Source organism: Caulobacter sp. LARHSG274, from assembly GCF_052871235.1.
Window position 1 is genome coordinate 20,589 of record NZ_JBIXJO010000007.1, and the last position, 26,768, is coordinate 47,356.

The window sequence follows — 26,768 nt, forward strand, 5'->3', positions numbered from 1 at the left end:
TGCGATGCTCATCCGTCGGCGACCAGCATACGCTCCCGATCATCCAGGCCATAGAGGTCAAACAGCCGCTCGTTCAGAGCCGCCTCGTCCTCGGCGAGGCTCGCGACCCGGGCTTCCAGCGCACTCACGCGCTCCATGAACTGACGGGCGCCGGGCGAATCGGGCTCATCGGGCGGGCGTCGAAGCTCACGAGCCAGTTTGTCCGCTTCGGTCCCCTGACGGCTTAGCAACAGATACCGCCAGTAGCTTTCGGCCAGTTGGCCGGGAGCATTATCCAGATAGATCCGCCCCAGAACGACGGCGCCGTCGGCATAGAGCCGCAGTTCTCCCTTGGCGAAGACCGCTTCCAGATGGTCAGCGCCGTCGAGGGCCGCTTGGAGGCTTTCCAGCTTGATCGCCAGGGCCTCGCCAAAAGCCGCCTTGGACCATTCCCGGCGCTCGGCGTGGGTCTTGAGCTTGACCGGCGTCTGCTTCTCCAAGGCTTTCTGATCGGGCAGGTCGGGCCACAGCCAGCGCTCATCGCGGCGGGCGCGCGACAGAATCCCCAGGCGCTCGCCCGCCTCGGCGATCAGGTCGCGCCGCTCGGTCCAACCCTCTTGCAGGGCCAGGGCGGCCTTGGCCACGTCGCGCTGGTCATCGGCCGAGGCGCGCGGCACCGGCAGAGGGGCGATGAACTGCTTGTTGGCCTCGAAATAGCCGCCCCGCTTGGGCTTGCCAATCCGTTTGAACACGAAATTGGCGACCGCGCCGTTCAGGACGCCCAATAGAAAGCCGGCCTCGATCTCCGGGGCCGGAAGGATGCCGTTGACCCGCACATTATTGAGGTACATCTCCCCGGCTAGGTCCGCGCAGACGCGCATTTCCGGCACGGTCTGAGCAACGATCAGTTTTGGTAGCTCCTGTTTGTCGAGATTCTGGTTCCGCCCAAATCGATACCAATGCTCATCGTCAAAGGGCGCGAGGCGTTCCCCGTTTCGGGTCTTGGCTTCACGGTCTCGTAGCACCGTGGCCCAGGTTTCCAGGTAGCGCCAACCTAGGGGAAATTCACGGCGCATATCCTGCGACGGGATGATCTCCACACCGCGTGCGCCTATCCGATAGGGAAAGAGCAGATAGGTTTCGGTCTCAGGCGCCTGATAGCGCTTGGCCTCTGGGCCCGAAACCAAGGGCTTCATAATCGCGTCCTCGATCTCCACCTCGTAGGGCGCGACGCCCTTGGGCGAGCAAACGTATCGGCCGCGCGCGATCTTGCGCAGGTGATAGATGGGGTCGGCGCTCGTAATGAGGCCCTGAAATATCGACCGGGTTAGTTGCTTGCTTTCCAGGCGAATGCAATCCGCCGCCAACCGGTCGATCAACGCCCTCTCCGCGCCGGTGGCCATCAGCCACTCGCGCCCCTCGGGCAGGGCGTCGTAGGGCACGGCGAGGCCGGCGTCGTTCCAATCAATATCAGCCGCGTCGCCATGCGGCGCGACGGCGATCAGAGGCGCCTCCACCGGCTCGCGGCGGAAAATCTGCAAGGCGGTGTAGGTGGTCGCGTCCTCGAAGATCTGGTGCGCCTTAAAGTCCACCCAGCGCTCCAAGTGGCGACCGCGCTGCACCAGGCGGCGCAAGCCCTCGCCATGTTGGTTGATCGTCCAGAGACTGGGCGCGATGTAACCCATGCGTCCGCCGGGCGCGAGCATGCGCAGCCCTTTCTCGAAGAAGGGCAGATAGAGATCGAAATTGCCGGTCTGGGCGCTGACATAGGTGTCGTCGCCGCGGTGGGCCTGCAGATAGTCGGCCACGTCGGGATCGACGGCGCGCACGGTCTGGAGGCTGACATAGGGCGGATTGCCCAAGACGATGTCGAATCCGCCCGCCTTGAAGACCTCAGGGAAGGCCGAGGGCCAGTCAAAGGCGTTGACCCGATCTCGATGGCCCACGCCCGGGTTGCGTCCGTTCCAGAAGTCAGGGCCGACAAGACTGTTGCCGCACAGGATCGCCCCGTCCAGAGATGACAGCGGCGAGTCCGCCCTGGCCGAATGCAGCCAAAGCGCCAGCTTGGCGATCTCGACCGACGCCGGATTGATATCAACACCGTAGATGTTGGCCGAAAGCACCTCCTTCGTCAGGCGGGCTTCATCCACGGTCAGGGCGGTGTCGCGCTTTGCTAGACGGGCCTTTTCGCGCTCGACCATGATCCGCTCGTCGAGCACGCGGCGGAAAGACGCGATCAGGAAGGCGCCGGACCCGCAGGCGGGATCGACGATGCGCAAAGCCTTAAGGCGGTGTTCGTAGGCTTCCGCTTCGGCCATAGACTTGGCGGCTTCCGTCGTCCAGCCGCTCGCCTTTCGAGCCTCGGCGAACCAAGGATCGAGGGTCAACTCCACCAGCAGGTTGACCACCCATTCAACACGCCGTCGCGTTCGCGCTTGGAAAGCTTGGCGACCGTATCGCGGCCTTCCAGCTCGCCGACCCGGTATTCCAGTTCGGTGATCGACTGCTCGAAGATGCGCCCCAACGTGTAGAGGCTAAGGCTGTGGCGTGCGTCGCCTCGTGCGGCGTAGTTATAGCGGGCGGAAAGATAGAGCAGCGTGTCGGGGTCACGCTCCAGGGCGGCTTCGTTGGCGCCCTGTCCCGGAGCGGCGAAAACGTGGTTTGGAAGGGCCAGGGCCTCGATCTGCGGATCGGCGGCGAAAAGGCCGCCGTTGATCACCGGCACGTTCATGGCGCCGAGCGGCCCGCCCTTGTCCATCAGGCCAAACAAGCGCTTGCAGAACCCCCAGAGCTCCTCGCCGTCGGGGTCGTAGATGTCCTCGCACGAGCGCGCCTTGAGGTGGTCTCGAATCACCTGCGGGGGAAACAGCATCCGCGCGCCCATGTCTTCGCAGTAAAAAGCGAAGATGAAGCGATCCAGGAGCTTTTGGGAGAGACGCAACAGCTCGGTGGGCGTGCCGGGAAACCCCGGATTGTTGACCGTCAGAACATTGAATAGGCGCTCGCGCACCGCTCGATAACGATCGTAGAATTCGCCTTCGAGCTGGCGCTCACGCACCCACTGGCGCTCAATCAGACGCAGAAGCGGCGGCCGGCCGCCAACCGAAATCAGCTGATCGCGTTGAAACAGTTTCCAAAACAGGAAACGGTCAAATCGGGCGTCTTCGCTACTGGAAAGAAGATCGTATGGCGTTAGAAGATCAGCGCGCTCAATGACGAAGCGAATGTACTGATTTGGTGCACGATCCCACCAGTACAGGCGAAATTCGTTCATGTCGGTCACCAAGCCCCACCAGGGCTGGACCTGCTCGTTGCCGAACAGGCCTCGTCGTGCGCCGCGCACATAGTTCAGACACTGCTCGACCGGCGAGCGGGTGCTGCCCTTTCGGTTTTGTTTCGCGTCGAGCGCGGATCGAATATCCTTGTACTCGCAAAGAACTTGAGGGGTCGCGTTGGGATTGTCCCCAAACCAGCCCAAGGCGACATCGGCTTCGCCCGACCCGCCGCCTGCGCCTTCGCCGGTTACGCGAAACTTGGGGAAGATGGTGACCGCGTCTCGGGCAACACGGCCAGCCTCGCCGTAACCCCAGGTTTCCGCAAAGAAGGTCTGAGTGAACGCGCCTTCGGCGGACGTCTCCTTCAACTTCATGCGGGCCGCCCAAGCGACGAGACGGGTGCGCAATTGCAGATCAGCCGCGTCGTCGTAGGCTCGATACTCGATGTCGAGTGACGATTGTAGGAACGCGCGCGTCACGAAAGACCGGCTGTCATCAAACATGATCGGTTACTCCGCGCTCAGCGCCGCCCTCGCGCGCCGTCCAGCGCGTGATGAAGTCCTCGACGTTCATGAGCCCGACCACATCCCCTCGCTCGCGCCTCAACCATAGGCCGCTTCGCGGGAGCCGCGCTAGACGCGAGGGACGCGCTCCCTTTCAGGAGGCGTGAGAAAAAATTCCCCTCACCGCTCCCGGCGTGTTTCCCCAGCAAATTCAACGTCAAAAATTCAGATATCCTCCCCCTTTCAGGCCGCCGGCATAATCACCCCACTTCAAGGCGATGGGGAGGGCGTGAGGCCTGCGACCTTCGCGGCCTTGGGGGGCGGTCGAGCGGGAAGCGCTCGTCGGCGGCGGGCCTGAAAAGGGCCGCGACCTCGTCATCTGGTGCCGGCCGGGCCCGTTTACGGATACGGCGTTGACGAAGGGCCGATGAGAGCGACAGGCACGGGGAGACCCGTGCGTTCCGGGACCGGGCTTCGTAGGCCCGGCCCGCCCGTCGGGGGCCAAGACCGGCGAGGTCCGAACAGGACCGACCGCCGGGCGCTCCCGAATAACGATCGCGCGGAGCGTCGGTCCTGGTCGAAACGGTAATTCTACAAAGCTTCCGGGCCTGGCCCGGCGCTCCGCAGCCCTCCCTTAACCTTCAGCGGCCCGCCGCGTGAGGCGGCCAAGCCATGCCAGGAGAAGAGACATGCCCAGATCCAGGACCCGCGCCCTCATCCGCGCCGCCGCGCGGACCGCCCGCGAGACCGCCGGCGAAACCGAGGATGACAGCGACCGCACCCCTGCGCGCGTCGAACAGGTCCGCCGCGAGATCCGCCGGCGGCTGGGGCTGACAGCCGAGACGAAGGCCCGGCAAGCCGCGCGCCTGGGCGAAGATTCGTGAGGCGGCCGGGTCATGACTGCGCGGACCGCCGTCGCCGACGCTCCCGACCGCGGGCGGAAGGACCGGAATTGAGCCCCGCCCCGCCAAAGGTTAAGCAGGCCGGATGACCGCCCCCTACACCGACCAAGCCGTCGCCGACCTCGCCGCCCGCCTGCTGGACCACAGCCTGCCCAAGGCGCAGTGGACCCACGCCGCCCACCTGGTCGCCACCCTGCGCCTGGTCCGCACCCGCGACGCCGGGCTGGAGCGCGACATGCCGGGGATCATCCGCGGCTACAATGTCGCCGTCGGCGGGGTCAATGACGACCACAACGGCTATCACGAGACCATCACCCAGGCCTATCTGGCCGCCATCCGCGCCTTCGTCGCCGCCCTGCCGGCCGGGATATCCGACGGCGAGGCGGCCGAGCGGCTGCTGGCCACGCCGATGGGCGACAAGCAATGGCCGCTGCGCTTCTGGTCGCGCGAGCGATTGTTCAGCGTCGAGGCCCGGCGCGGCTGGGTGGCGCCAGACCTGGCGCCGCTGGCGGCGGTGTAGGCGTGGTCGTCGAGATCGCCGCCCTTCTCGTGCTGGTCAATGTCGCGGCCTACCTGCTGTTCTGGCTGGACAAGGATGCAGCCCGCCGGGGACTGGGCCGGATCTCCGAACGCACCTTGCTGCTGATCGCGACCCTGGGCGGCGGGCTGGGCGCCCTGCTCGCGCAGCAGATCCTGCGCCACAAGACCCGCAAGCAGCCGTTCCGCACCCAGCTGTTCCTGATCGTGCTGTCCGAGCTGATCGTAGGATGGCTGCTGTTCATCCCCAGCGTCCGGGCGACATTGGCCGACGCGGTCGGCGCCGTGCTGGCGCGCCTCAGCGGGGCGTAGCGGCAGGTGGGCGCCGCATGGGGAAGCTTGACGGGGAGGCCCCGGCCCGCGCCAACTCGCCGCCAGCCTTCGGAGCGCCCGTCATGATCGTCGTCCATCACCTGAACAATTCGCGCAGCCAGCGGGTGCTTTGGCTGCTGGAGGAGCTGGGCGTCCCCTATGAGGTCAAGCGCTACGAGCGCAATCCGGCCACCATGCTGGCCCCGCCGGAGCTGCTGGCCGTCCACCCGCTGGGCAAGTCTCCGGTGATCACCGACGGCGACAAGACCATCGCCGAGACCGGGGCCATCGTCGACTACCTGGTCGAGACCTATGGCCAGGGCCGGCTGATCCCGCCGGCCGGCACGCCCGAGCGGCTGCGCTACACCTACTGGCTGCACTATGCCGAGGGCTCGGCGATGACGCCGCTGCTGCTGAAGCTGGTGTTCACCGCCCTGCCGGCCCGGGCGCCGGGCCTGCTGAAGGGCCTGGTCAAGGCCATCGCCGCCAAGGCCCAGGCGGGCTTCGTCGATCCGCAGCTGAAGAGCCACATCGACTACTGGCAGGCCGAACTGTCCAAGGCCCCCTGGTTCGCGGGCGAGGCCTTCACCGCCGCCGACATCGTCATGAGCTTCCCCCTCGAGGCGGGCGCGGCGCGGGCCGGGGCCGGGTCGCGGCCGAAGGTGAAGGCCTTCCTGGAACAAATCCACGCCCGTCCGGCTTATCGTCGGGCGCTGGAGCGCGGCGGGCCCTATGATTACGCGGCCTGACCAGCTTGACCGCGGCCTCTTGCGTAACGGAAACGCGCCTCTTATCCTCTTAGCCCCCGGTCGTGCGCGCCAGCGCCCGGGCGTCTATTTCCTCCCCTAGGGCGAACTGAGCTAAAATCCGCAATGGAAAAAGTGCCGATGACCGCCGGGGGTTACCAGACCCTCGACGAAGAACTGAAGCGTTTGAAGACGATCGAACGGCCGGCGGTGATCGCCGCGATCTCCGAGGCGCGCCAGCATGGCGACTTGTCGGAAAACGCGGAGTACCACGCGGCCAAGGAACGCCAGGGCTGGATCGAAGGCCGCATCGCCGAGATCGAGGACAAGATCGCCCGGGCCCAGGTCATCGACGTGTCGAAACTGTCGGGCAAGCAGGTCAAGTTCGGCGCCACCGTCAGCGTGGTCGACGAGGACACCGAGGAAGAGGCCCGCTACCAGATCGTCGGCGAGCACGAGGCCGACGTGAAGTCGGGCCGCATCTCGCTGAGCTCGCCGCTGTCGCGCGCCATGATCGGCAAGGAAGTCGGCGAGGTGGTCGAGGTCAACACGCCCGGCGGCGTCAAGGCCTACGAGATCCTCAAGGTCGAGTGGGTCTAGCTTAGGCCGCAATCCGTGGTCATTCCGTTCCTGGGGCCGGCGCTTCCCGCGACCGGCCGATGGCGTCGCTATGGCCGGGATCCGCGTCGTGGATGAAGACAGACAGCCGCCGCCGATCACCATCTGGGCGGTTTCGGACGGCCGGGCCGGCATCGAGGCCCAGGCCGTCGGCCTGGCCGAGGCGGTGGCGCGGCTCGTCCCCGCCCGAATCGTCGTCAAGCGGGTCGGCTGGAGCGGCCGGACCGGCCGGCTGCCGTGGTGGGCCAACTGGCTGCCGCGCCGCTGGCTGACGCCGGAAAGCGAGATCCACGCCCCCTGGCCCGACCTGTGGATCGCCGCCGGCCGCGCCACCCTGCCGCTGTCGATCCGCGCCAAGCGCTGGTCGGGCGGCGGGACCTATGTCGTCCAGGTCCAGGACCCCCGCGTGCCGGCCCACATGTTCGACCTGGTGATCCCGCCCAAGCACGACCGGCTGTCGGGCGACAACGTCCTGCCGATCACCGGTTCGCCGCACCGGGTCACGGCGACGCGGCTCGAAACCGAATATCAAAGGTTCAAGGACCGGATCGATGCCCTGCCGCATCCGCGGGTGGCGGTGCTGCTGGGCGGCAAGTCGAAGGCCTTCGACCTGTCGGTCGAGCGCGCCGCCCAGATCGCCCAGCAGATCCAGCTGCCGCTGGAGCAGGAGGGCGGCAGCCTGCTGCTGACCTTCTCGCGGCGCACCCCCGAACCGGCCCGGGCCCTGCTGACCGCCCGCCTGCGCCACCTGCCGGGCGTCCTCTGGGACGGCGAGGGACCCAATCCCTATTTCGCCTTCCTGGCCGCCGCCGACTACATCCTCGTTACCGAAGACTCGACCAACATGGCCGTCGAGGCGGCCTCCACCGGCAAGCCGGTGTTCATCCTGAAGATGGACGGCCAGAGCCTGAAGTTCCGCCTCTTCCACCAGGAACTGGAACGCCAGGGCGCAGCCCGGCCCTATGGCGGGGCGTTCCACGGCTGGACCTACGACCCCGTCGACGAGACCGGGCGGGCGGCGGCCGAGGTGGTGGCGCGGATGGCGGGGCGGGGAAAAAAGGCCTCGTAACCCTGGAGAGAGCCAAGCCGATCCTTGCACGCATCGATTGTTCGCGCTATGTTCCAGCGTGACTGACCCGCAGCGTCCCAAGCCAGGCCTCAGCAAGGCCGCCAGAAATGAGCGGCGAAAAGCTGTCGCGACCACGCTCAACGCCCTGGCCGTCGCGGCCGTGATTTCCGCGATCGTCCAACCCTTGATTTCAGGACATATAGACTGGGCGCGGGTGACCGGCGCCTTGGGCGCTTTTCTTGTTTTCCAAAGCCTGCTCCATTATGTTTTGACGCGTGTGGAGGACTGAATGGATCCGTTCGCCCTGACTATTCTGGTCCTGCTCGCCGCCGGCGCCCTTACCCTGGTGGCCGCCTGGGCCGTGAGCAAGTTCGACCCCCGCTGATCCTCGCCGTCATCCAGGCCCGCACGGGCTCCGACCGCCTGCCCGGCGCGCCGCTGATGCCGCTGGCCGGGGCGCCGATGATCGTGCGGCAGATCGAGCGGGTCGCCCGGGCCCGGCGGATCGACCGGATCGTCGTCGTCACCACCGCCGCGCCCGAGGACGACGCCCTCGAGGCCGTCGTGCGCCGCGAGGCGGTTCCCGTCCATCGCGGCCCGCCGAACGACGAGCTGGCGCGGCTGATCGGAGCCCTGGACGTCCATCCCGCCGACCATGTCCTGCGGCTGGACGGCGACAGCCCGCTGACCGACCCGGAAGTTCTCGACGCGACGATCGCCCTGCACCTGGGCGAAAAGGCCGACCACACCAGCAATCGCGCGCCCGGCGCGGCCTATCCCCTGGGCCAGGGCGCGGAGGTGATCACCGCCGCCGGCCTGCGGCGGCTGGCCGCCGAGGGCGAGGCGCCGCGGCTGTCGATGGCCGACGCCGGCGACGGCCGTCCGCCTGACCGCTGGTCGTCCCTGGCTTTGCTGGCCCAGCCCGACCAGGGCGAGGTGCGATGGGCGGTCGAGACCCCGGCCGACTACGCCTTCGCCGCGGCGGTCTATGACGCGCTCTATCCGGACAACCGCGCCTTCACCTCGGCCGATGTCCGCGCCCTGCTGGCCGGCCGCCCCGACCTGGCCAGCTTCGGCGGCGTGCGGCGGCTATGAGCGCGCCCCGCATCCTGTTCGTGGTCAACGCCGGGCCCGAGGTCGGCGGCGGCCATGTGATGCGCAGCCTGACCCTGGCCCAGGCGCTGGAGGCCGAGGGCGCGGCCTGCGCCTTCCTGGCGCCGCCCGCCGTCCAGGCGGTGCTGAAGGCGTTCGGACCGGAGATGGGCCGGCATGAGACCGGCCCGCTCACCACGGCCGAGCTGGTCGCGGCCGCGGCGGACCTCGCGACACGATTCGACGCCGTGGTCATCGACCATTACGGGCTTGCCGCCCCCGAGCATCGGCGGATCGCCGGCCCGGCCCGGAAGCCCGCCCTGGTCCTCGACGATCTGGCCGACCGGCCGCTGGCCGCGGACCTGGTGCTGGACTCCGGCCCGGCCCGCAAGACCGAAGATTACGACGGCCTGATCGCGCCGACCGCCGAGCTGCTGCTCGGCCCGAACAACGCCCCGGTCCGCCCAGCCTTCGCGGCCCTGCGCAAGGACGCCCTGGCCCGCCGAGCCCTGGCCGGTCCGGTGCGGCGGATCCTGGTGTCGCTGGGCCTGACCGATGTCGGCGCCATCACCGGTCGGGTGGTGGACCTGATGCTGCCCCTGCTTGACCGCGACGTCCGGCTGGACGTGGTGCTCGGCGCCGGCGCCCCCAGCCTGCCGGACCTGCGCGCCCGGGCGGCGACCGAACCGCGGCTGGCCCTGCACGTCGACGCCCAGGACATGCCGCAACTTGCGCTCCAGGCCGACCTGGCGGTCGGCGGCGGCGGCTCCAGCAGCTGGGAGCGCTGCGTCCTGGCCCTGCCGACCCTGCTGCTGGTGCTGGTCGACAACCAGCGCGAAGCCGCCCTGGCCCTGGCCGGCGCCGACGCCGTCCAGGCCCTCGACGTCGCCGACCCCGACTTCGAGGCGGCCTTCGCGGCCGAGTTCCTGCGGCTGATCGGCGAGCCGCTGCTGCGCGACCGGCTGGCGACGGCCTCGGCGGCGGTCTGCGACGGCCGCGGCGCCGCCCGGGTCGCGGCTCACTTCCTGGCGCTGGTCGCGCACGGCTAGAGCATTTTCAAGCGAAGTGGACGCCGGTTCGCGTGAAGAAAATGCGATAGAACAAGGATCTATAGCCGGCTGATACTCTCGCCGTCGACCCGCCAGCGGGCCCCGTTGTCGGGCGTGGTCAGTTCCAGCGCCACACCGCGCTTGAGGCTGAGATAGACGTACGCCTCGCTGGGGACCGCCCGCGACACCACCAGCTCCGCACTCAGCACGCGGCGGCCGTCGGGACTCAACGTGATCCGCCGATGGTCCTCCGGCGGCTCGCCCCAGGACGCCTCGCCGCGGCGCAGGACATAGGCCTCAAGCGGCTGGCCGGACGGGGCGGTCGCCGGCGGCGGCGCGACGATACATCCGTCGTCGGCCGGAAAGACCCACGCCAGCGTCGCGCGCCGCGCCGCCGCCAGCGCCGTGAGCCGTGGGCTCGTGCGGCCTCGGCGCCGCTCGCCGAGGGGCGAGCCGTCGGCGGCGAAGGTCACGGCATAGAGTTCCCGGGCGAGGTCGGCGTCGAGGAACGTCACCTCGTAACCGGCCGCCCCGAGGTCGACCGCCCATCCGCCGACCTCCAAGCCCGGCGGCAGGGCGTCCAGCGCCAGGGCCTGGGCGAGGTCCAGGTGAAAGAGCAGGCTGCCCCGGACCACCGCCCGGGCGGCGGCCTCGACGAGTTCGTCCCTGATAATGGCCGTCATGGAGGGTCTCCGCACCGCGCTAGGGTTTTTCCTAACGCGACGCGGCGACGTGTTCGAGCGATCTTAGGGTCGAGCAATTCTCGAGGTTCGCCATGAGCGTGTTCGGTGTCAGCGTCCCATCCCTTCCCTCGCTGTCCGATGTGCGCAACGCCGTCGGCCAAGGCCTTCAGGGCGCTCGCGATTTCGGGGCCGACGCCCTGCAGCGCGCTAGCGACCTCGGCCAGGCGGGGCTGGACCTCGGTCGTCGGGCGGTCGACGACCCCGAGGGTACGGTGCGATCGGTCGCCGCCGCCGCGCGCCAGGGCGTCAACGACGCCACCCACGTCGCTCAGCAGGGCTTGCGCGACGGCGTGATGTGGACCGGCCGGCAAGTCCAGGCGGGCGCCGAGGCGGCCCGGGACGCGATCCCCGGCGACAATCTGGTCTCCAACACCTTGCGCGCCGGGATCACCGACGCCGAAACCAGAGCCCGGTTCACGGTGGGCGTGGCCGGCGGCGTGCTGAACGAAGGCGTGGGCTTGCTGGGAACGGCCGGGACGCTGGGGATCTACGCCGCCGAGCTGCAGCTGTCCCCGACCGCCCGCGCGGAGTTGGGCCAGACCGTCCTCGGCGGACTGGAACGGGGCGGCGGGGCTGTGCTCGACTATGGTCAGGCGGTCGCCGCCGATCCGTCGCGCGTGCTGGGCGACCTCGGCGGCGCGGCGACGGCGACCTACGACGCGGCGGCCGGCTTCGTGGACGGCCAAATCCAGCGGCACGCGGACGCCATCCGCCGTGGCGAGGGTCCCGAGACCCTGGGCATGACCACCGGCCAGGCCGCTACCTATCTCGTGCCGATCGGCGGCGGACCGCTGCGCGGCGCGGCCCAGGCGGGCGTCCGCGGCGCGACGGAAGTTGTGGCCCGCGAGGGCGTCGAAGTCTTGGCCCGGGAAGGCGTCGAAGCCGGCGTCCGGGCCCTTCCGCAGGCCACCCGCGCCGATCTCGACGCCCTGCGCGCGCGGCTGGGCGTGTCGGAGACCCATACCGTGGCCGCCGCCCGGACCGACATCCCCGGCCTAGAGGCCCGGGTGTTCGAGGGCGCCTCGCCCAAGGTGATGAAGGAGGCCGGACTGCCGCAGCCGGAGGCCGGGCCGATCGCCGCGCCGTTCAACAACCCGCTGTTCGTCCGCCATGCCGAGGAGCGGGTGTCCAACGCGCTGGCCCGCGCGATCGACGCCCTGCCGACCGGAACCGACCTTGCGGGCCGCACGGTCTCGATCCACGTCTCACAAGCCGTCTGCTCGGCCTGCAAGGCCGGCCTCAGGGATTCCGACGCCGCTTCGGGCGTGCTAAAGCAGCTCAGCCAGCGCTACCCCGACCTGACGATCCGGGTCACCGCCGAGGGTTCGGACAGCGCCCTGACCCTGCGGGGCGGCGCGATCGTGGATCGCTGAGAACTGGAGACCGCGAGACATGGGATTGCGCGCCGACCTGACCGTTCTGCCACCGCGCGAACAGGCGCGACGCCTGGCCGCCGTCGCCGAGCCCTTCGCCGCGCGGATCGAGCGGGTCGAACCCGACGCCCGCGAGGCCCAAGCCGCCCTGGCTGCGATGCGCGCCTGGAGCGACGGCGAGCCCCTGACCGGCCGCGCCTTCTCCGACCTGATCTACAGCGAAGACGAGCACGGGACCCTGCGGCGGCTATCGCAAGCGGCAGGCATGCCCAGCGAAATGGCCTGGAGCGCACTGACCACCGCGGCGATGTACGTCGCCTGGCTGGTCTATCGCGAGACCGGCGAACCCATGCCCAGCGACGTCAGCGAGGTGGACGAAGACACCCTCGACCTCCTGGACGAGCAGATCGGCGAACTGGCCTGACGGCGCGACCACCCTACCCGACCATATCCCAATCCAGCGGCTCGCCTCGGCTCAGCGCCCGCGCCGCCGGTCGACCCAGCACCTTCTCGTAGTCGGCCGGCGGCAGGCCGTTGCCCGGCCGCACCGAACGGACATGAGCCGGCGTCAAGACCTCGCCGGCCGCGACGTCGGCGACGACATAGAGCGAGCGGCGGAACAGGATGTTGCCGCGCTCGGAACCCAGCAGGTCGTAATTGACCCCGCCCAGCGCCCGCCAGGCGTTGCGGCTGTCGTCGCACAGGGCCTTGAACTCGGCCGGCTCCAGGCTGAAGGCCGCATCGGGACCGCCATCGGCCCGGGCCAGGGTGAAGTGCTTCTCGACCGCGCAGGCCCCCAGGGCCACCGCCGCCACCGCCGCGGCCGTGCCCGGCGTGTGGTCCGACAGGCCGGCCGGGCAGCCGAAGCGCTGGGCCAGGTCGACCACCGTGCGCAGGTTGGCGTCCTCGAAGCGGGCCGGATAGCTGGACACGCAGTGCAGCAGCAGCACCCCCGCGGCCCCCGCTTGCAGGGCGGCGTCGCGGGCGGTCTCGATCTCGGCCAGATTGGCCATGCCGGTCGAGATGATCAGCGGCTTGCCCTGCCTGGCGGCGTAGCGGATCAGCGGCAGGTCGACGGCCTCGAACGAAGCGATCTTGTAGGCCGGGGCGTCCAGGCCGGCCAGCAGGTCGACGGCGGTCTCGTCGAACGGGCTGGAGAAGATCGTCACCCCCCGCGCCCTGGCCCGGGCGAACAGCGCCGCGTGCCATTCGTAAGGAGTCTGGGCCTCCTGGTAGAGCTCGTGCAGGCTGCGGCCGTCCCACAGGCCGCCGTGGATCTTGAACTCCGGACGGTCGACATCGAGCGTGATGGTGTCGGCGGTGTAGGTCTGCAGCTTGATGGCGTCGCAGCCGGTGTCGGCCGCCGCGTCGATCATCGACAGGGCCCGGTCGAGGCTGCCGTTGTGATTGCCCGACAGCTCGCAGATGACATAGGGCGGATGGTCGGCGCCGATCCGGCGGCCGGCGATCTCGATGAAGGGGGCGGTCATGGGGCGCGCTCGCAACAGGTCTTGCGCCGACATTAACCCTGAAATCGTGGACGAGGCGTCAATCGCTATTGGCCCAAGCTCACAGCATGGGAATGCAAGGACATCCCGCCGCCTCGCCAGGCTCAACGGTTATGCGATCAAGCGGCGCGGCCGTGCGGCCGAATATGGCGCCGAAGCGGAATCGCGCATAGATAACGACAATGTCCACGCTCGAACCCCGCCACACCCGCTGCCTGATCATCGGCTCAGGCCCCGCCGGCTACACCGCCGCTATCTACGCCGCCCGCGCGCTGCTCAAGCCGGTGCTGATCGCCGGCATCCAGCCCGGCGGCCAGCTAACCATCACCACCGATGTCGAGAACTATCCCGGCTTCGCCGACGTCATCCAGGGCCCCTGGCTGATGGACCAGATGAAGGCCCAGGCCGAACATGTCGGCACCGAATTCGTCAGCGACATCGTGCTGTCGGCCGACCTGTCGCAGCGGCCGTTCCACATCAAGACCGACAGCGGCCAGGACTGGTTCGCCGAGACCCTGATCATCGCTACCGGCGCCCAGGCCAAGTGGCTGGGCCTGGAGAGCGAGAGCAAGTACCAGGGCTTCGGGGTCAGCGCTTGCGCCACCTGCGACGGCTTCTTCTATCGCGGCAAGGAAGTGGTCGTGGTCGGCGGCGGCAACACCGCCGTCGAGGAGGCCCTGTTCCTGACCAGCTTCGCCAGCAAGGTCACCCTGGTCCACCGCAAGGACGAACTGCGGGCCGAGATGATCCTGCAGGAGCGCCTGCTGGCCCACCCCAAGATCGCGGTGATCTGGGACAGCGCCATCGACGAGGTGCTCGGCGAAAGCAACCCCATGGGCGTCACCGGCGTGCGGCTGAAGAACGTCAAGACCGGCCAGACCCAGGAGATCGCCTGTGACGGCGTGTTCATCGCCATCGGCCACGCCCCGTCGTCGGAACTGTTCGCCGGCCAGCTGGAGACCGGTCCCGGCGGCTATCTGAAGGTCAAGCCGGGCACGACCGCGACGGCGGTCGAGGGCGTCTATGCGGCCGGCGACGTCACCGACGACGTCTATCGCCAGGCGGTCACCGCCGCCGGCATGGGCTGCATGGCCGCCCTGGAGGCCGTGCGCTTCCTGGCCGAGGAAGACCACAAGAAGGCCCACCACCCGATCAGCCATCAAGAGGCCGAAAAGATCGGCGTCTGGTAGGCGGGCCGTTCAGGTCGTGGCGGGCGGGGGGTCCGACGCCGCCTGGGCCAGCAGCGGCGAGATCAGCGCATCGAAGCTGGCCTCGGTGAAGGCGCCGGCCTGCGCATGGCGGATCACGCCGGACCGGTCGATCACATAGCTGGTCGGCACGGCCCCGCCGATCTCGCCATAGCCCGATCCTTTCAGCCGGGTGATCAGGGGAAAGGACAGCAGGGCGGCCAGAGGCTTGAGCTTGCTGTCAGGCACGGAATTTTCGGTGGTGACCGCGAAGATCTTCAGGTCGCTGGACTTGTGGCGCCGCATATAGGTGTCCAGCACCAGCAGCTCGGCTCGGCAGGGCGCGCACCACGTCGCCCAATAGTTCAGGACGATCACCTGGCCGCGCAGCTCGGCCAGGCCAAGGCGCTGCTTGTCGAAGGTGGTCACCTGGAAGTCCGGGGCCAGTTGGCCGATCTTGGCGCTCTTGGCCGCCGCGCCCGAGCCATAACCTGTCAGGATCGCGCCAAGCCCGCCGCCAAGTCCGAGAGCCACCGCCCGCCGCGCCAACATTCGCCATTCCCCGCCATAGACCGCCGCACGTTGCCTGCCGGTCGGCGGCTCCGTCAATGGTTCAGCTTGAAGCTGACGCGTCAATTGACCGGCAGGCCGGGCTTCTCCTTCCTGGAGGAGCCGAAATAGTCGATCTTCTTCTTGGCCGGCGGTGGAGGGGACGGCGCCTCGGCCGGCGGCGCGGCGACGGTCGGCGTGTCCGGCGCGGCGGGCTCCAGGGCCTTGTTGATCCTGGCGATGTCCTCGGGCGTCGGGGCGCGACGGCCGCCACGCATCGCCGTGGCCGAATCGCCGGCGATCGGCGCCAGGATCTCGACCACCCCGTCGGGGCCGACGATCCTGGCCGGCTCGCCGGTCGGGGTCGGCATCGTGTCCTTGGCCTGTTCCAGCGCCTGGGTCTCGGCCTGGGTTTTGGCCAGGATGTCAGGCGGAGCGGCCTCCAGGGTGCGCGGGTCGGCGCCCATCAGGATGTCGGCCGAAACGGTCTCGCGGGCCGAATAACGGCCGCGGAACGCCGCCGCCGTCCCCGACGGCCCCGTCCAGCGGTAGAAGATGTGGGTTCCCACCGTCTTCAGCTTGACCAGGGTCGGCGCCCAGTACGGAAACACATAGTCAGCGTGATAGTGAGTGGCCGAGCCGACGTCCTTCATCACGAAGCCGGCCAGTGCGCGTTTGGCGATGATCCTGGCGTTGTCCCACACGGCGGGGCTGATCGCCCGCTCCAGGGAGCCGTCGCAGGTGAAGCTGAACTGGCAACCCGTGCCGCGCGCCGAACCCTCATAGACCACGCCGCAGATCGACTTGGGATAGCCGGGATGGCGCACGCGGTTGAGCACGGTCTGGGCCACGGCCTGCTGGCCGCTGATCGGCTCGAAACCCGCCTCGAAATAGACCGCCTGGGTCAGGCAGTGCAGCGCCTTTTCGCGCTCCGCCGCCGGGCCGCTGATCATGAACGGCTTCATGACCTCCAGGGTCACCAGGGCCGTGGGCTTATAGGCGTTGATCAGCCGGGCTTCTTCGAAGTCGGGCTGACGGTCGCCCAGGCGCGGGATGGTACGGATGTCGAGCTGCTCCCACCCCTCGACGCGGCCCCAGTCGTCGCGGTGCGGCCGGGGATCGTGCCGGCGGGCCAGGGCCAGCATCGCGGGATCCATGTCGGCGAACGTGGCGGCCAGGCTGGCGTCCGACAGGGTTCCGGCGATAGTCATGACTGGACCCGGACGTCCGACAGGACGTGGGAAGTAGTAGATGGCGCACGCGCCAAGGCCGCCGAAGACGACCAGCGCCACAGCGGCCTTTCCGGTTCTGGAGTCGACTAGGCCCCGCACGTGAGCTTTCGGGCTGTCACTTTCCGCCGAGCGTGGAGCGGATCATCCACGCATGCTTCTCATGGGCGGCCAGGCGCTGGGTGTAGAGGTCGGCGGTGGCCTCGTCGCCGGCCTCGTCGGCGGCCGGGAAGGCGGCGCGCAGGGTGGCGATCACGGTCTCATTGTCGGCCAGCAGTTCCTGGAACATGCCCTCCCAATCTTTCTCGGCGTCGCCGTCCTTGATGCTCGACAGGTTGCCGAAGGCGCCATAGCCCTGGGGCGCCAGCTCGCCCAGGGCGCGGATGCGCTCGGCGATGGCGTCCAGCGCCGTCCACTCCTCGGTGTACTGGCCTTCGAGCAACACATGCAGGGCCTGGAAGTTGGGGCCGCGGACGTTCCAGTGATAGCCGTGCGTCTTCAGGTAGAGGGCGTAGCTGTCGGCCAGAACCTTGTTCAGACCGGCGACAATGTCGGCTCGCTGCTTGGCGCTGAAGCCGGTATTGAGGGTCGCGACCATCATCATCTCCCGTGTTGCGTCACCTAGGTAGGCGTGTCCATGTTTCTGGCAAGAGAGTACGTGCGCGTGGAGCACCATGAAGACGTCTGAACCACTCGCAAGGGGCCGCGGGGGCATTGCGTCCGACGTGCTTAGCGCGTGGCTCATTCCGCCGGTTCCGCCGCCGGCTTGGCGGTCGGCCCTGGTGACTCTGGCCGCCATCGCCGTGGCCGTGGGGCTGCGGGCGTCAGTCCTGGGCCTGAGCGGCGGCATCGGCGTCACCCAGGCGTTCTTCCCCGCGATGATCCTGGTCACGCTCCATGCGGGCTGGCGCTGGGGCGTGGCCCCGGTCGCGGCCGCCGCGGCGTTCGCCTGGTGGCTGTGGGGCGGCGGCCAGGGCGAACCGCTGAACGAGGGCGAGGTCGCCACCCTGATCCTGTTCCTGGTGTCCGCCGCCATCACCGTGGCCGTGGCCGAGGGCCTGCGGCGCAGCCTGATCCACCTGGCCGAGGCCCGCCGGCGCCAGACCGAGGCCGAGATCCGCCTGCAGGTGACCCAGGCCGCGGCCGGCGTGGGCCCCTGGGAGTGGGACATCGGCAAGAACCAGCTGCAGCTGTCGCCCACCGCGCGCGCCAACCTGGGGATCGACGCCGAGGGGCCGATCGATCTGGACACCCTGATCGCGTCCGTCCATCCGGACGACCAACCGCTGGTCCGTGACCACATCCGCCAGGCTGTCAAGGCCGGACCGCTGTACGAGGTCGAATACCGCCTGGCCAACGCCCCCGACGGCGAGCGCTGGATTCACGGCCGCGGCGAGGTGCTGCGCGACGAGACCGGTCGCGCCACCCGCATCCTCGGGGTCAATTTCGACGTCACCACGCGTCGCCGGGCCGAGGAAAGCCTGCGCGAGAGCGAGGCCCGATTCCGGGCCCTGGCCGACAGCGCCCCGGCCCTGATGTGGATCACCGGCCCCGACGGGATCCGGGTTTTCGTCAACGCCGCCTATGTGGCCTTCGCCGGCGTCTCCTATGACGAGGCCCTGGTGCTGGACTGGCGCTCGCGCCTGCACCCCGACGACCTGCCGGGCATCCTCAAGGCCCAGATCGCCGGCGAGAGCTCGCGCAAGCCGTTCAGCCTGGAGGCGCGCTATCGCCGGGCCGACGGCGAGATCCGCTGGTTGAAGTCGTTCTCCCAGCCGCGCTACGGCCCCGGCGCGGCGTTCAACGGCTTCATCGGCATCGCCTTCGACGTCACCGACGCCAAGGAGGCCGAGGCCAAGCTGACCGGCCTCAACGAACTGCTGGCCGACCGCGTGCAGGAAGCCCTGTCGGAGCGCGACGCCGCCCAGGCCGCCCTGACCCAGTCGCAGAAGCTGGAGGCCATCGGCCAGCTGACCGGCGGCGTCGCCCACGACTTCAACAACCTGCTGACGGTGATCATCGGCGCCCTGGACGTGCTGCAGCGCAACCCCGACGATCAGGCCCGGCGCGAGCGGATGCTGGTCGCGGCCCAGGCCGCCGCCCGCCGCGGCGAGAAGCTGACCCAGCACCTGCTGGCCTTCGCCCGCAAGCAGCCGCTGCACCCGGAGATCTGCCGGATCGACGCCATGATCGGCGAAAGCGAAAGCCTGCTGCGGCGGGCGGTCGGCGAGGGCCTGGACCTCAGCCTGGAGCTGACGGCCGGGGACCGCACCACCCTGACCGACTCCGGCCAGTTCGAGGCGGCCCTGCTGAACCTGGTGGTCAACGCCCGCGACGCCACCCCGCCGGGGGGGCGGATCACGGTGATGTCGCAGGCCGTCGACCTCGACCAGCCGCAGGGCGACCTGCCGGCCGGCCGCTACCTGCGCGTGGCCGTGCGCGACACCGGCGAGGGCATGGACGCCGAGACGCTGGAGCGCGCCTTCGAGCCCTTCTACACCACCAAGCCGGTGGGCAAGGGCACCGGGCTGGGCCTGTCCCAGGTCTACGGCTTCGTCCGCCAGAGCGGCGGCGAGGTGACCATCGAATCCGCGGTCGGCCAGGGCACGACCGTGGCCATGCTGCTGCCGGTGCGCGAGGCCTTCTCGCAGATCGAGGTTTTCGCCGCGCCGCCGCCGGACGTCCGCGCCACCGCGCACGTGCTGCTGGTCGAGGACGATCCCGAGGTCGGCGACCTGGTCGAGGCGATGATCGGCGAGCTGGGCCACATGGTCAGCCGGGCGACCACCGCCGACGCGGCCCTGGCCATCGCCCGCGCCGATCCGACCCTCGGCCTGGTGATCACCGACGTGATGATGCCCGGCGGCAAGAGCGGGGTCGACCTGGCGGTCATCCTGGCGCAGGAGCGGCCGGAACTGCCGATCCTGCTCAGCTCCGGCTACACTGGCCAGGAGCTGGTGCGGGCCCACGAGACGCCCTGGCCCCTGCTGCGCAAGCCCTACGCCCTCGACGCCCTGGCCCGGGCCATGGCCGAGGCCTGGGACCGGCGGCCGGCGCCGCAGGTCGTGGACTGATTTTTTCGACTGCGCTTTGCAATCGGCTCGTGAGGGTCTATATGTCGTCTGTCCCTTTTGCTCAACTTTAGCAAAAGGGTTCGACGCCGAAGCGGATCTGTTTGGGAAATGTTCCGCTCCCGGCGTTTTTTGAGGCTCTGGAAATGCTCAGTTTGAGCATAAGAGAGGATCGCATGGCCGACGGTTTCGCTTCCCTGGCCTTCACCCCCGACGTCGAGGCGGCGACCGCGCCGTTGTGGGACAAGGTGAAGCACCATGTCACGCCGCTGGAATGGCGCCTGCAGGCGCCGCTGATCGCCGAGATCAACCGGCTGAAGCGCGAGAAGAACGCGGTCATCCTGGCCCACAACTACATGACGCCCGAGATCTTCCACGGGGTCGGCGACTATGTCGGCGACAGCCTGGGCCTGGCCCGAGAGGCGGCCAAGAGCGACGCGGCGGTGATCGTCCAGGCCGGCGTCCACTTCATGGCCGAAACCAGCAAGGTGCTGGCGCCCGAGAAGCGCGTGCTGATCCCCGATCTGCGGGCCGGCTGCAGCCTGGCCTCCTCGATCACCGGCGCCGACGTGCGGCTGATCAAGGCCCGCCACCCGGGCGTGCCGGTGGTCACCTATGTCAACACCACCGCCGAGGTGAAGGCCGAGACCGACATCTGCTGCACCAGCGCCAACGCCGTGCAGGTGGTGGAATGGGCTGCCCGCGAGTGGGGCGTCGACAAGGTCATCCTGATCCCCGACGAATACCTGGCCCGCAACGTCGCCCGCCAGACCGACGTCAGGATCATCGCCTGGGCCGGCCGCTGCGAGGTCCATGAGCGCTTCACGGCCGGCGACATCGCCGAGATGCGTGCGGCCTATCCCGGCGCCGAGATCCTGGCCCATCCCGAATGCCCGACCGAGATCCTGGAGGCCGCCGACTTCGCCGGCTCGACCGCGGCGATGAACGACTATGTCGCGCTGAGGAAGCCGAAGCAGGTGGTGCTGATCACCGAGTGCTCGATGGCGTCCAACGTCCAGGCGGAGTCGCCCGGAACCCAGTTCATCGGCCCCTGCAACCTGTGTCCGCACATGAAGCGGATCAGCCTGCAGAACATTCACGACGCCCTGGTCCACGATCGCTACGAGGTGACGATCGATCCGGCCGTCGCCGCCCGCGCTCGCCTGGCCGTGCAACGGATGATCGACCTGCCGCCGCCGACCGTTCCGGCGCGCTACGACCTGGTCAAGGCCAAGCACCATGTGGACGTGGAGCTGATTTAGAAGCCCTTCCCCCTTGATGGGGGAAGGGTTGGGATGGGGGTGACCTCGGCGTCTCCACCGTCCCGCATTGTGCGAGTTTCTTCGATGGCTGAACGCTTCGCGTTCACCCCCATCCCCGGCCCTTCCCCCATCAAGGGGGAAGGGAGTGGAGTTGAAGCATGACCGACCGTCTCACCTTCGACGGCCCCGTGATCCTCGGGGCGGGCCTGGCGGGCCTGACCGCCGCCCTCGCCTGCGCGCCGCGCAAGGCGCTGGTGCTGTCGCCGACGCCGCTGGCGACCGGCTGCTCCAGCGCCTGGGCCCAGGGCGGCATGGCCGCGGCCCTGTCGGAGGAGGACGCCCCCGCCCTGCACGCCGCCGACACCATCGCCGCCGGCGCGGGGCTGTGCGATCCGGAAGCGGTCGAGCTCTTGACCACCGAGGGTCCCGCCGCCGTCCGCGCCCTCGCCGCCTTGGGCGCGCCTTTCGACCGCCACCGCAACGGCGACTTCGTGCTCAGCCTCGAAGCCGCCCACGCCAAGGCCCGGGTCGCCCGGGTCGGCGGCGACGGCGCCGGCGCGGCGATCATGGCCGCGGTCATCGCCGCCGTGCGCGCCGCCCCATCCGTCGAGGTCCGCGAGAACGCCCGCGCCCGTCGGCTTTTGCAGGACGCGGCGGGCCGCGTCGTTGGGCTGATTGCAGAAATCGACGGCGCCCTGGTCGAGATCCTCGCGCCCGCCGTGATCCTGGCGACCGGCGGCGTCGGCGGACTCTACGCCGTCACCACCACCCCGGCGGAGGTGCGCGGCGAGGGCCTCGGCCTAGCCGCCCTGGCCGGGGCGGTGATCGCCGACCCCGAGTTCGTGCAGTTCCATCCCACCGCCATCGACATCGGCCGCGACCCCGCCCCGCTCGCCACCGAGGCCCTGCGCGGCGAAGGCGCGATCCTGCGCAACACGGACGGCCGCGCCTTCATGGCCGACTACCACCCGGCCAGGGAGCTGGCCCCGCGCGACGTCGTGGCCCGCGCCATCCATGCCGAGCGGGCGGCCGGTCGCGGCGCCGTCCTCGACGCCACGGTCGCGGTCGGGGCCCATTTCCCGCAGGAGTTCCCGGCCGTGTTCGCCGCCTGCATGAGCGCCGGGATCGACCCGCGGGTCCAGCCGATCCCGGTGACCCCCGCCGTGCACTACCACATGGGCGGGGTGGCGACGGACCTCGACGGCCGCACCAGCCTTGAGGGCCTACTGGCCGCCGGCGAGTGCGCCAGCACGGGCGTGCACGGCGCCAACCGCCTGGCCTCCAACAGCCTGCTGGAGGCGGCAGTGTTCGGAGCCCGCGCCGGCCGCGCGGCCCGAGGGCTCGTGCTGGGCGTCGAGCCGCCGCTGGCGACCGCGCCGAGCCCTGATCTTCCAGATGACGCGCTCCAGATCCTGCGCCAGGCGATGAGCCGCGACGCCGGGGTGATCCGCGACGCCGACGGCCTGGCGCGGCTGGCTGCGGTCATCGACGCCCTGGAGGTCGTCCACGGCCTGGCCCCGACGCTGGTCGCCGCCCGCCTGATCGCCGCCGCCGCCCTGAGCCGCCAAGAGAGCCGAGGCGGCCATTTCCGCGCCGACTTCCCCGCCACGGCCCTGCCGGAACGCACTTTCGTCACCCTCGACGGCCGCGAGCCCGGTTTGCGCTACGCGGCGGAGTAGGGGTACAATTCGGGAACGGAGGTGCGACCATGACCGCGACATCCAGGCCCGACGACGGCTTTTCGGAGCAGCCGATCTCGGATTTTCGCCTGACGGTCGATGACCTGGAAACAATGGTGCGGGCCGGCGTCTTCGACCGGGTCGATTCCGGCAAGGTGGAGCTCGTCGAAGGAAGACTCGTCCACATGGCGTCGGAATCATTACTTCACGCCCGCGCCGCCGGGCGGCTGTCTCTTGCTTTGAACCTGGCGATAACGCGGCTCTCGCTGGAGCAAAGGTTCGAGGTGCTGAACGGCGGCACGGTGCGGATTTCCGACATCTCGGCCTTCGATCCCGACGGGGCCGTGATTGCCCGCGGCGTTGAGGGTTTCTTTATGCGACCCGATCAGGTGTTCCTCGTTATCGAATCGTCGCTTTCCACCTTAAGCCGCGACCTGGGCTCGAAGAGCCGGGCCTATGCGGTGGCGGGTATCGCCGAATACTGGGTCATTGATGTCAAGAACGCCAAACTGCACGTCTTCCGTAGGCCGGTGGGCGGCGCCTGGACCGAAAGCTTGACCCTCGGCGCGAGCGACAAGGTTTCACCGCTGTTCGCGCCGGGCGCCGACATTTCCTTGGCCAGCGTGTTTTGAGGCCGGCGCAGGCTTCGTCAATCGCCCTCGCAGGTGCCGCCCGCGTCTCGCCGCTGTCCGCCTTGCAGATCAGCATCCCGCTGTCGGAGTTGTTTTGAGCCCCTCCCCTCTCCCCGACCTCCTGGTCCGCCCGATCATCGACATGGCCCTGGCCGAGGACCTCGGCCGGGCCGGCGACCTCACGGCCCAGGCCTGCATCGACGCCGACGCGAGGCTGTCGGTGATGTTCGCCGCGCGCCAGGACGGCCGCGTCGCCGGCCTGTCCTGCGCCCGCCTGGCCCTGGCGGCCCTGGACCCGACCGCCAGCTTCGAGGTCGTCACCCCCGACGGCGCCGACGCCGCCCCGGGCGCGGTCCTGGCCCGGGCCGAGGGCGACGCCCGCGCCGTGCTGGCCGCCGAGCGCACGGGGCTGAACCTGCTGGGCCGACTATCGGGCATCGCCACCCTGACCCGGGCCTATGTCCGGCTGGTCGCCGGCACGGGCGCGACCATCGTCGACACCCGCAAGACCACGCCCGGCCTGCGGGCCCTGGAGAAGTACGCCGTGCGCTGCGGCGGCGGGACCAACCACCGCTTCGGCCTCGACGACGCCATCCTGATCAAGGACAACCACGTCGCCGCGTGCGGGGGCGTCGGAGAGGCCGTCCGCCGGGCCCGGGCCTTCGCCGGCCACCTGGTCAAGGTCGAGGTCGAGGTCGACGGCCTGGACCAGCTGGAGGACGCCCTGCGGTACGGCCCGGACGTGGTGATGCTCGACAATTTCAGCCTCGACGACCTCAAGGCCGCCGTGCGCCTAGCCAAGGGCCGCGCCGTGCTGGAGGCCTCCGGCGGCGTCAACCTGACCACCGTCCGCGCCATCGCCGAGACCGGCGTCGAGGTGATCAGCGTCGGCGCCCTGACCCATTCGGCCATGGTCCTGGACATCGGCCTGGACGCGGTGTGATGGGCGGGCGGCGCGCACGCCGCCCCGCGACAAATCCGCCCCCCTCCGGCCCAAGGCAGCGCTTCCTTAACCGCGCTCGGCGCACAGCAGGGGCTTCCTTCCAGCGCCTCGCCGCGCCCATGGAGCGCGTCGGATTGCAGCCAAGCCAGCAGATCAATCTCGAAAAGGCCCGGGCGCTGATCGTCGACGACAACGCCCAGTCGGCCGACATCCTGGCCGGCGTGCTGACGAGCTTTGGCCTGCGCGACCTCTCGCGCCGGACCAGCGCCAAGGAGGCGCAGGAGGAGCTGGAGTACAAGCCGGCCGACCTGATCCTGACCAACGCCCATCTGCCGGAGATGGACGGCTACGACCTGGTCCGCTGGCTGCGGCGCGAAGGCGGCGAGGCCATCCGCATGACGCCGGTGATCGTCGTCACCGCCCACACCCGCCGCACCCATGTCGAGAAGGCCCGCGACTGCGGGGCCAATTTCATCATCACCAAGCCGATCTCGCCGGCCGTGGTGCTGGAACGCATCCTGTGGGTCGCCCGGAGCGACCGGCTGTTCATCACCTGCGAGGCCTATGCCGGGCCCGACCGCCGCTGGCGCAACGCCGGTCCGCCCGTCGAATTCCCCGATGGCCGACGCCGCGACGACGGCCCGGCGGAGCTCAGCGACGACGGCGGCCGCAACATGAGCCAGGACGAGCTGGACATGCTGATCAAGCCGCAGAGGTCGCTGGTATGAGCGAGGTCCACAAGAGCCGCATGCGGCCGCGGCTGGCCCAGCTGATGGCGGAAAAGGGCGGCCTCTATGTCGGCGAGGCGCTCAAGCGGGCCGACGCCGCCTTGGAGGTGCTGCGCGAGCCGTCGCTGCAGGGGATCGACGGCCACATCGTCGCGCTCGACGCCCTGCTGGCCGCCGGGACCGACGCCGCGGCTCTGACCAAGGGCCTCTACGACCGCGCCGCCGACATCATCAGCCTCAGCGGCGCCGAGCGCAACGCGGCCGTCGAGGTCGCGGCGCGATCGCTCTGCGAGCTGCTCGACGAATTACCGGACCGGGCCGGCGTCCTGTCGCCCTCGACCCTGGCCGCGTTCCAGGTCCATGTCGCTTCGATCAAGCTGCTGCACCGCACGCCCGCCGATCCCGCCGTGCAGGGGCCGATCCTGCAGGGCCTGGCCAGCCTGCTGGACAAGCAGCGCGGCGGCGTCCCCGCCAACGACTGACCTCTACCGCCCCCGCAGCCAGGGGGCCAACCGGTCCTGCAGCGGCTGGTCGACATAGGTGTGGAACAGCCAGGCCGCGCCCAGGGCGATCGGGAACGAGGCCAGCCACATCAGCCATTGCCAGCCGATGCCGATCGGCACGGCGGCGATCAGGGCGTGCACGGCGCTCCAATAGATCACCCCGACCAGGATATGGGTGATGAACAGGGCGAAGGACAGCTTGGCGCCCTCCTCGATCCAGGCCTTGGGATGCTTGACCGGCAGGCGCCCGGCCCCGAGCACGATGGCGGCGATGGCGATCAGGCTGGGCACGTCGAAGATCAGCACGTCCGGCAGGGCGTAGCGGTCGAGCGGCTGCATCGCCGCGAGCAGCACACAGCCGCCGACCAGCAGGGCCCGCGCCGCCCGTTCCGACGGCCAGTCCATCTCCACCGCCCGCGCCAGGCAGACGCCCAGGGTGAACAGCGGCAGGGCCCGCACCACCCCGAACCGGAACGGCAGATCGGAGAGGGCGTGGTGAAACAGCCGCCGCGCCAACAGTTCGCAGACCGCGAACGCCGCCGCCCCGATCAGCGGCAGGACCAGAGGATGGCGCACGCGATTGGCGGCGCGCCACAGCCATGGGAACAGGGCATAGCAGACGATCAAGGCCGACAGCGACCAGCTGGGCAGGTTCCAGCCGTCGCTGTTGACGCCCCAGGCGTGGACCAGCAGGGCCTGGACCGGCAGCTGGTCCCAGGCGAAGCGCGACGGCTTGTGCGCGTCGGTGCCCAGGCTGTTGAGCACCAGCACCAGGGCCGCCATCAGCAGCAGCACGATCAGGTGCCCGGGCCAGACCCGGCCGACCCGCCGCAGCCAGAAGCGGCCGTGGCTGATCCTGCCGGTCAGGGTCGAGGCGCCATAGGCGCGGCCCAGCACATAGCCCGACAGCATCAGGAAGAAGTCGGTGGCCAGGAAGCCGCGCGAGAACACCTGGCCGAAACGCTCGATCCGCAGCGGACCCTCGGCCCCGAAATGATAGATGACGATCAGCAGCGAGGCGACGAATCGCAACAGGTCCAGCGCGCCGCCGCGGGTGGCGGCGCGCGCTGGCCGGGCGACGGCGGGCGCGGCTTCCGGCGCGGCGGTCGAAAGCGTCGGTTCGCCGGCGGGCGCGCCTGCCGGCGCAACGGGGGGAAGGACGGGAATGTTCACAACCTGGGTGGCTTAACAAAGCCGGGGCCGCCGGGGAAGCACGCGACGCGCGCAACCGTGCGACGTCCTATCGCAGCGCGCCGCCTGTTGCCGGACCGCCGCCCCT

27 protein-coding genes are annotated in these 26,768 nt (G+C 69.6%); 19 read left to right on the forward strand and 8 right to left on the reverse strand.

Annotated features, from left to right (window positions below; translation table 11 throughout):
• Positions 1–8: 8 nt before the first annotated feature.
• Positions 9–2,387, reverse strand: coding sequence for an Eco57I restriction-modification methylase domain-containing protein (locus ACIPQB_RS13720; RefSeq protein ID WP_446485800.1), 2,379 nt, complete (start codon positions 2,385–2,387; stop codon positions 9–11).
• A complete protein-coding gene (locus tag ACIPQB_RS13725; RefSeq protein WP_446485801.1) occupies positions 2,363–3,757 on the reverse strand; it encodes a hypothetical protein in 1,395 nt (464 codons plus the stop codon). Before ACIPQB_RS13725 ends, ACIPQB_RS13720 begins: the two co-directional genes overlap by 25 nt.
• Positions 3,758–4,446: 689 nt before the next feature.
• Between ACIPQB_RS13725 and ACIPQB_RS13730 the strand changes: the two genes are divergently transcribed.
• The 9 genes from ACIPQB_RS13730 to pseG all read left to right on the forward strand — a co-directional run bounded on the left by ACIPQB_RS13730 (position 4,447) and on the right by pseG (position 10,082).
• Positions 4,447–4,641: a hypothetical protein gene (locus ACIPQB_RS13730; RefSeq protein ID WP_446485802.1), complete on the forward strand. Its 195-nt coding sequence runs from the start codon at positions 4,447–4,449 to the stop codon at positions 4,639–4,641.
• 103 nt (positions 4,642–4,744) lie between these two features.
• Positions 4,745–5,179, forward strand: a complete 435-nt coding sequence (locus tag ACIPQB_RS13735) for a hypothetical protein (RefSeq protein ID WP_446485803.1) — start codon at positions 4,745–4,747, stop codon at positions 5,177–5,179.
• 2 nt (positions 5,180–5,181) lie between these two features.
• Positions 5,182–5,508, forward strand: a complete 327-nt coding sequence (locus tag ACIPQB_RS13740) for a DUF1294 domain-containing protein (protein WP_446485804.1) — start codon at positions 5,182–5,184, stop codon at positions 5,506–5,508.
• An 83-nt stretch (positions 5,509–5,591) separates the two neighbouring features.
• Positions 5,592–6,257: a glutathione S-transferase family protein gene (locus tag ACIPQB_RS13745; RefSeq protein ID WP_446485805.1), complete on the forward strand. Its 666-nt coding sequence runs from the start codon at positions 5,592–5,594 to the stop codon at positions 6,255–6,257.
• Positions 6,258–6,380: 123 nt separating this feature from the next.
• Positions 6,381–6,854, forward strand: coding sequence for a transcription elongation factor GreA (gene greA, locus ACIPQB_RS13750; RefSeq protein ID WP_446485806.1), 474 nt, complete (start codon positions 6,381–6,383; stop codon positions 6,852–6,854).
• A 70-nt stretch (positions 6,855–6,924) separates the two neighbouring features.
• Positions 6,925–7,941, forward strand: a complete 1,017-nt coding sequence (locus tag ACIPQB_RS13755; RefSeq protein ID WP_446485807.1) for a mitochondrial fission ELM1 family protein — start codon at positions 6,925–6,927, stop codon at positions 7,939–7,941.
• Positions 7,942–7,999: 58 nt separating this feature from the next.
• A complete protein-coding gene (locus ACIPQB_RS13760; protein WP_446485808.1) occupies positions 8,000–8,230 on the forward strand; it encodes a hypothetical protein in 231 nt (76 codons plus the stop codon).
• Positions 8,231–8,337: 107 nt separating this feature from the next.
• Positions 8,338–9,036: a cytidylyltransferase domain-containing protein gene (locus ACIPQB_RS13765; protein ID WP_446485955.1), complete on the forward strand. Its 699-nt coding sequence runs from the start codon at positions 8,338–8,340 to the stop codon at positions 9,034–9,036.
• Positions 9,033–10,082, forward strand: coding sequence for a UDP-2,4-diacetamido-2,4,6-trideoxy-beta-L-altropyranose hydrolase (gene pseG / locus ACIPQB_RS13770; protein ID WP_446485809.1), 1,050 nt, complete (start codon positions 9,033–9,035; stop codon positions 10,080–10,082). The genes ACIPQB_RS13765 and pseG overlap by 4 nt, the downstream gene beginning before the upstream one ends.
• A 59-nt stretch (positions 10,083–10,141) precedes the next feature.
• On the opposite strand, the gene ACIPQB_RS13775 is transcribed toward pseG, so the two are convergent.
• On the reverse strand, positions 10,142–10,765 hold the full coding sequence (locus ACIPQB_RS13775; protein WP_446485810.1) for a hypothetical protein: 624 nt from the start codon (positions 10,763–10,765) through the stop codon (positions 10,142–10,144).
• A 92-nt stretch (positions 10,766–10,857) separates the two neighbouring features.
• On the opposite strand from ACIPQB_RS13775, the gene ACIPQB_RS13780 reads away from it, so the two are divergent.
• Together ACIPQB_RS13780 and ACIPQB_RS13785 are read left to right on the forward strand one after the other, a co-directional pair.
• Positions 10,858–12,198, forward strand: a complete 1,341-nt coding sequence (locus ACIPQB_RS13780) for a hypothetical protein (protein WP_446485811.1) — start codon at positions 10,858–10,860, stop codon at positions 12,196–12,198.
• 19 nt (positions 12,199–12,217) lie between these two features.
• The gene (locus ACIPQB_RS13785) at positions 12,218–12,622 is read left to right on the forward strand and encodes an Imm6 family immunity protein (RefSeq protein ID WP_446485812.1); all 405 of its coding nucleotides are present in this window, start codon (positions 12,218–12,220) and stop codon (positions 12,620–12,622) included.
• Between the two features lie 13 nt (positions 12,623–12,635).
• Here the strand turns inward: ACIPQB_RS13785 and pseI are convergent, their stop codons facing one another.
• Positions 12,636–13,688, reverse strand: a complete 1,053-nt coding sequence (gene pseI, locus ACIPQB_RS13790) for a pseudaminic acid synthase (RefSeq protein ID WP_446485813.1) — start codon at positions 13,686–13,688, stop codon at positions 12,636–12,638.
• Positions 13,689–13,888: 200 nt separating this feature from the next.
• Between pseI and trxB the strand changes: the two genes are divergently transcribed.
• Positions 13,889–14,896: a thioredoxin-disulfide reductase gene (gene trxB / locus ACIPQB_RS13795; protein ID WP_446485814.1), complete on the forward strand. Its 1,008-nt coding sequence runs from the start codon at positions 13,889–13,891 to the stop codon at positions 14,894–14,896.
• A 9-nt stretch (positions 14,897–14,905) separates the two neighbouring features.
• Here the strand turns inward: trxB and ACIPQB_RS13800 are convergent, their stop codons facing one another.
• The 3 genes from ACIPQB_RS13800 to ACIPQB_RS13810 form a co-directional block, all read right to left on the reverse strand.
• Positions 14,906–15,427 (reverse strand): TlpA family protein disulfide reductase, encoded by a 522-nt coding sequence (locus tag ACIPQB_RS13800; RefSeq protein WP_446485815.1) that lies wholly within the window; start codon positions 15,425–15,427, stop codon positions 14,906–14,908.
• 98 nt (positions 15,428–15,525) lie between these two features.
• Positions 15,526–16,653, reverse strand: coding sequence for a cell wall hydrolase (locus ACIPQB_RS13805; protein ID WP_446485816.1), 1,128 nt, complete (start codon positions 16,651–16,653; stop codon positions 15,526–15,528).
• 136 nt (positions 16,654–16,789) lie between these two features.
• Complete coding sequence (locus tag ACIPQB_RS13810; RefSeq protein WP_446485817.1) at positions 16,790–17,269, reverse strand: Dps family protein; 480 nt, start codon at positions 17,267–17,269, stop codon at positions 16,790–16,792.
• A gap of 184 nt (positions 17,270–17,453) precedes the next feature.
• Between ACIPQB_RS13810 and ACIPQB_RS13815 the strand changes: the two genes are divergently transcribed.
• The 7 genes from ACIPQB_RS13815 (at position 17,454) to ACIPQB_RS13845 (ending at position 25,468) form a co-directional block, all read left to right on the forward strand.
• Positions 17,454–19,745, forward strand: coding sequence for a PAS domain-containing protein (locus ACIPQB_RS13815; RefSeq protein ID WP_446485818.1), 2,292 nt, complete (start codon positions 17,454–17,456; stop codon positions 19,743–19,745).
• Between the two features lie 173 nt (positions 19,746–19,918).
• Complete coding sequence (nadA, locus tag ACIPQB_RS13820; RefSeq protein WP_446485819.1) at positions 19,919–21,004, forward strand: quinolinate synthase NadA; 1,086 nt, start codon at positions 19,919–19,921, stop codon at positions 21,002–21,004.
• A 158-nt stretch (positions 21,005–21,162) separates the two neighbouring features.
• The gene (locus ACIPQB_RS13825; protein ID WP_446485820.1) at positions 21,163–22,683 is read left to right on the forward strand and encodes an L-aspartate oxidase; all 1,521 of its coding nucleotides are present in this window, start codon (positions 21,163–21,165) and stop codon (positions 22,681–22,683) included.
• A 29-nt stretch (positions 22,684–22,712) separates the two neighbouring features.
• Complete coding sequence (locus tag ACIPQB_RS13830) at positions 22,713–23,315, forward strand: Uma2 family endonuclease (RefSeq protein WP_446485821.1); 603 nt, start codon at positions 22,713–22,715, stop codon at positions 23,313–23,315.
• Between the two features lie 142 nt (positions 23,316–23,457).
• A complete protein-coding gene (gene nadC / locus ACIPQB_RS13835; RefSeq protein WP_446485956.1) occupies positions 23,458–24,258 on the forward strand; it encodes a carboxylating nicotinate-nucleotide diphosphorylase in 801 nt (266 codons plus the stop codon).
• A gap of 134 nt (positions 24,259–24,392) precedes the next feature.
• Positions 24,393–24,986 carry a response regulator gene (locus ACIPQB_RS13840; protein ID WP_446485822.1) on the forward strand — a complete coding sequence of 198 codons (594 nt, stop codon included), beginning with the start codon at positions 24,393–24,395 and terminating at the stop codon, positions 24,984–24,986.
• The gene (locus ACIPQB_RS13845) at positions 24,983–25,468 is read left to right on the forward strand and encodes a hypothetical protein (protein WP_446485823.1); all 486 of its coding nucleotides are present in this window, start codon (positions 24,983–24,985) and stop codon (positions 25,466–25,468) included. The genes ACIPQB_RS13840 and ACIPQB_RS13845 overlap by 4 nt, the downstream gene beginning before the upstream one ends.
• A gap of 3 nt (positions 25,469–25,471) precedes the next feature.
• Here the strand turns inward: ACIPQB_RS13845 and ACIPQB_RS13850 are convergent, their stop codons facing one another.
• Positions 25,472–26,662 (reverse strand): acyltransferase family protein, encoded by a 1,191-nt coding sequence (locus ACIPQB_RS13850; RefSeq protein WP_446485824.1) that lies wholly within the window; start codon positions 26,660–26,662, stop codon positions 25,472–25,474.
• Positions 26,663–26,768: the final 106 nt, after the last annotated feature.

What these genes read in the sequence shown, in the direction of transcription:
- ACIPQB_RS13725 (WP_446485801.1), bottom strand. Translation starts at nt 3,757, where the DNA reads ATGTTTGATGACAGCCGGTCTTTCGTGACGCGCGCGTTCCTACAATCG.
- ACIPQB_RS13730 (WP_446485802.1), top strand. Translation starts at nt 4,447, where the DNA reads ATGCCCAGATCCAGGACCCGCGCCCTCATCCGCGCCGCCGCGCGGACC.
- ACIPQB_RS13735 (WP_446485803.1), top strand. Translation starts at nt 4,745, where the DNA reads ATGACCGCCCCCTACACCGACCAAGCCGTCGCCGACCTCGCCGCCCGC.
- ACIPQB_RS13745 (WP_446485805.1), top strand. Translation starts at nt 5,592, where the DNA reads ATGATCGTCGTCCATCACCTGAACAATTCGCGCAGCCAGCGGGTGCTT.
- greA (WP_446485806.1), top strand. Translation starts at nt 6,381, where the DNA reads ATGGAAAAAGTGCCGATGACCGCCGGGGGTTACCAGACCCTCGACGAA.
- ACIPQB_RS13755 (WP_446485807.1), top strand. Translation starts at nt 6,925, where the DNA reads ATGGCCGGGATCCGCGTCGTGGATGAAGACAGACAGCCGCCGCCGATC.
- pseG (WP_446485809.1), top strand. Translation starts at nt 9,033, where the DNA reads ATGAGCGCGCCCCGCATCCTGTTCGTGGTCAACGCCGGGCCCGAGGTC.
- ACIPQB_RS13775 (WP_446485810.1), bottom strand. Translation starts at nt 10,765, where the DNA reads ATGACGGCCATTATCAGGGACGAACTCGTCGAGGCCGCCGCCCGGGCG.
- ACIPQB_RS13780 (WP_446485811.1), top strand. Translation starts at nt 10,858, where the DNA reads ATGAGCGTGTTCGGTGTCAGCGTCCCATCCCTTCCCTCGCTGTCCGAT.
- ACIPQB_RS13785 (WP_446485812.1), top strand. Translation starts at nt 12,218, where the DNA reads ATGGGATTGCGCGCCGACCTGACCGTTCTGCCACCGCGCGAACAGGCG.
- pseI (WP_446485813.1), bottom strand. Translation starts at nt 13,688, where the DNA reads ATGACCGCCCCCTTCATCGAGATCGCCGGCCGCCGGATCGGCGCCGAC.
- trxB (WP_446485814.1), top strand. Translation starts at nt 13,889, where the DNA reads ATGTCCACGCTCGAACCCCGCCACACCCGCTGCCTGATCATCGGCTCA.
- ACIPQB_RS13805 (WP_446485816.1), bottom strand. Translation starts at nt 16,653, where the DNA reads ATGACTATCGCCGGAACCCTGTCGGACGCCAGCCTGGCCGCCACGTTC.
- ACIPQB_RS13810 (WP_446485817.1), bottom strand. Translation starts at nt 17,269, where the DNA reads ATGGTCGCGACCCTCAATACCGGCTTCAGCGCCAAGCAGCGAGCCGAC.
- nadA (WP_446485819.1), top strand. Translation starts at nt 19,919, where the DNA reads ATGGCCGACGGTTTCGCTTCCCTGGCCTTCACCCCCGACGTCGAGGCG.
- ACIPQB_RS13825 (WP_446485820.1), top strand. Translation starts at nt 21,163, where the DNA reads ATGACCGACCGTCTCACCTTCGACGGCCCCGTGATCCTCGGGGCGGGC.
- ACIPQB_RS13830 (WP_446485821.1), top strand. Translation starts at nt 22,713, where the DNA reads ATGACCGCGACATCCAGGCCCGACGACGGCTTTTCGGAGCAGCCGATC.
- nadC (WP_446485956.1), top strand. Translation starts at nt 23,458, where the DNA reads ATGGCCCTGGCCGAGGACCTCGGCCGGGCCGGCGACCTCACGGCCCAG.
- ACIPQB_RS13845 (WP_446485823.1), top strand. Translation starts at nt 24,983, where the DNA reads ATGAGCGAGGTCCACAAGAGCCGCATGCGGCCGCGGCTGGCCCAGCTG.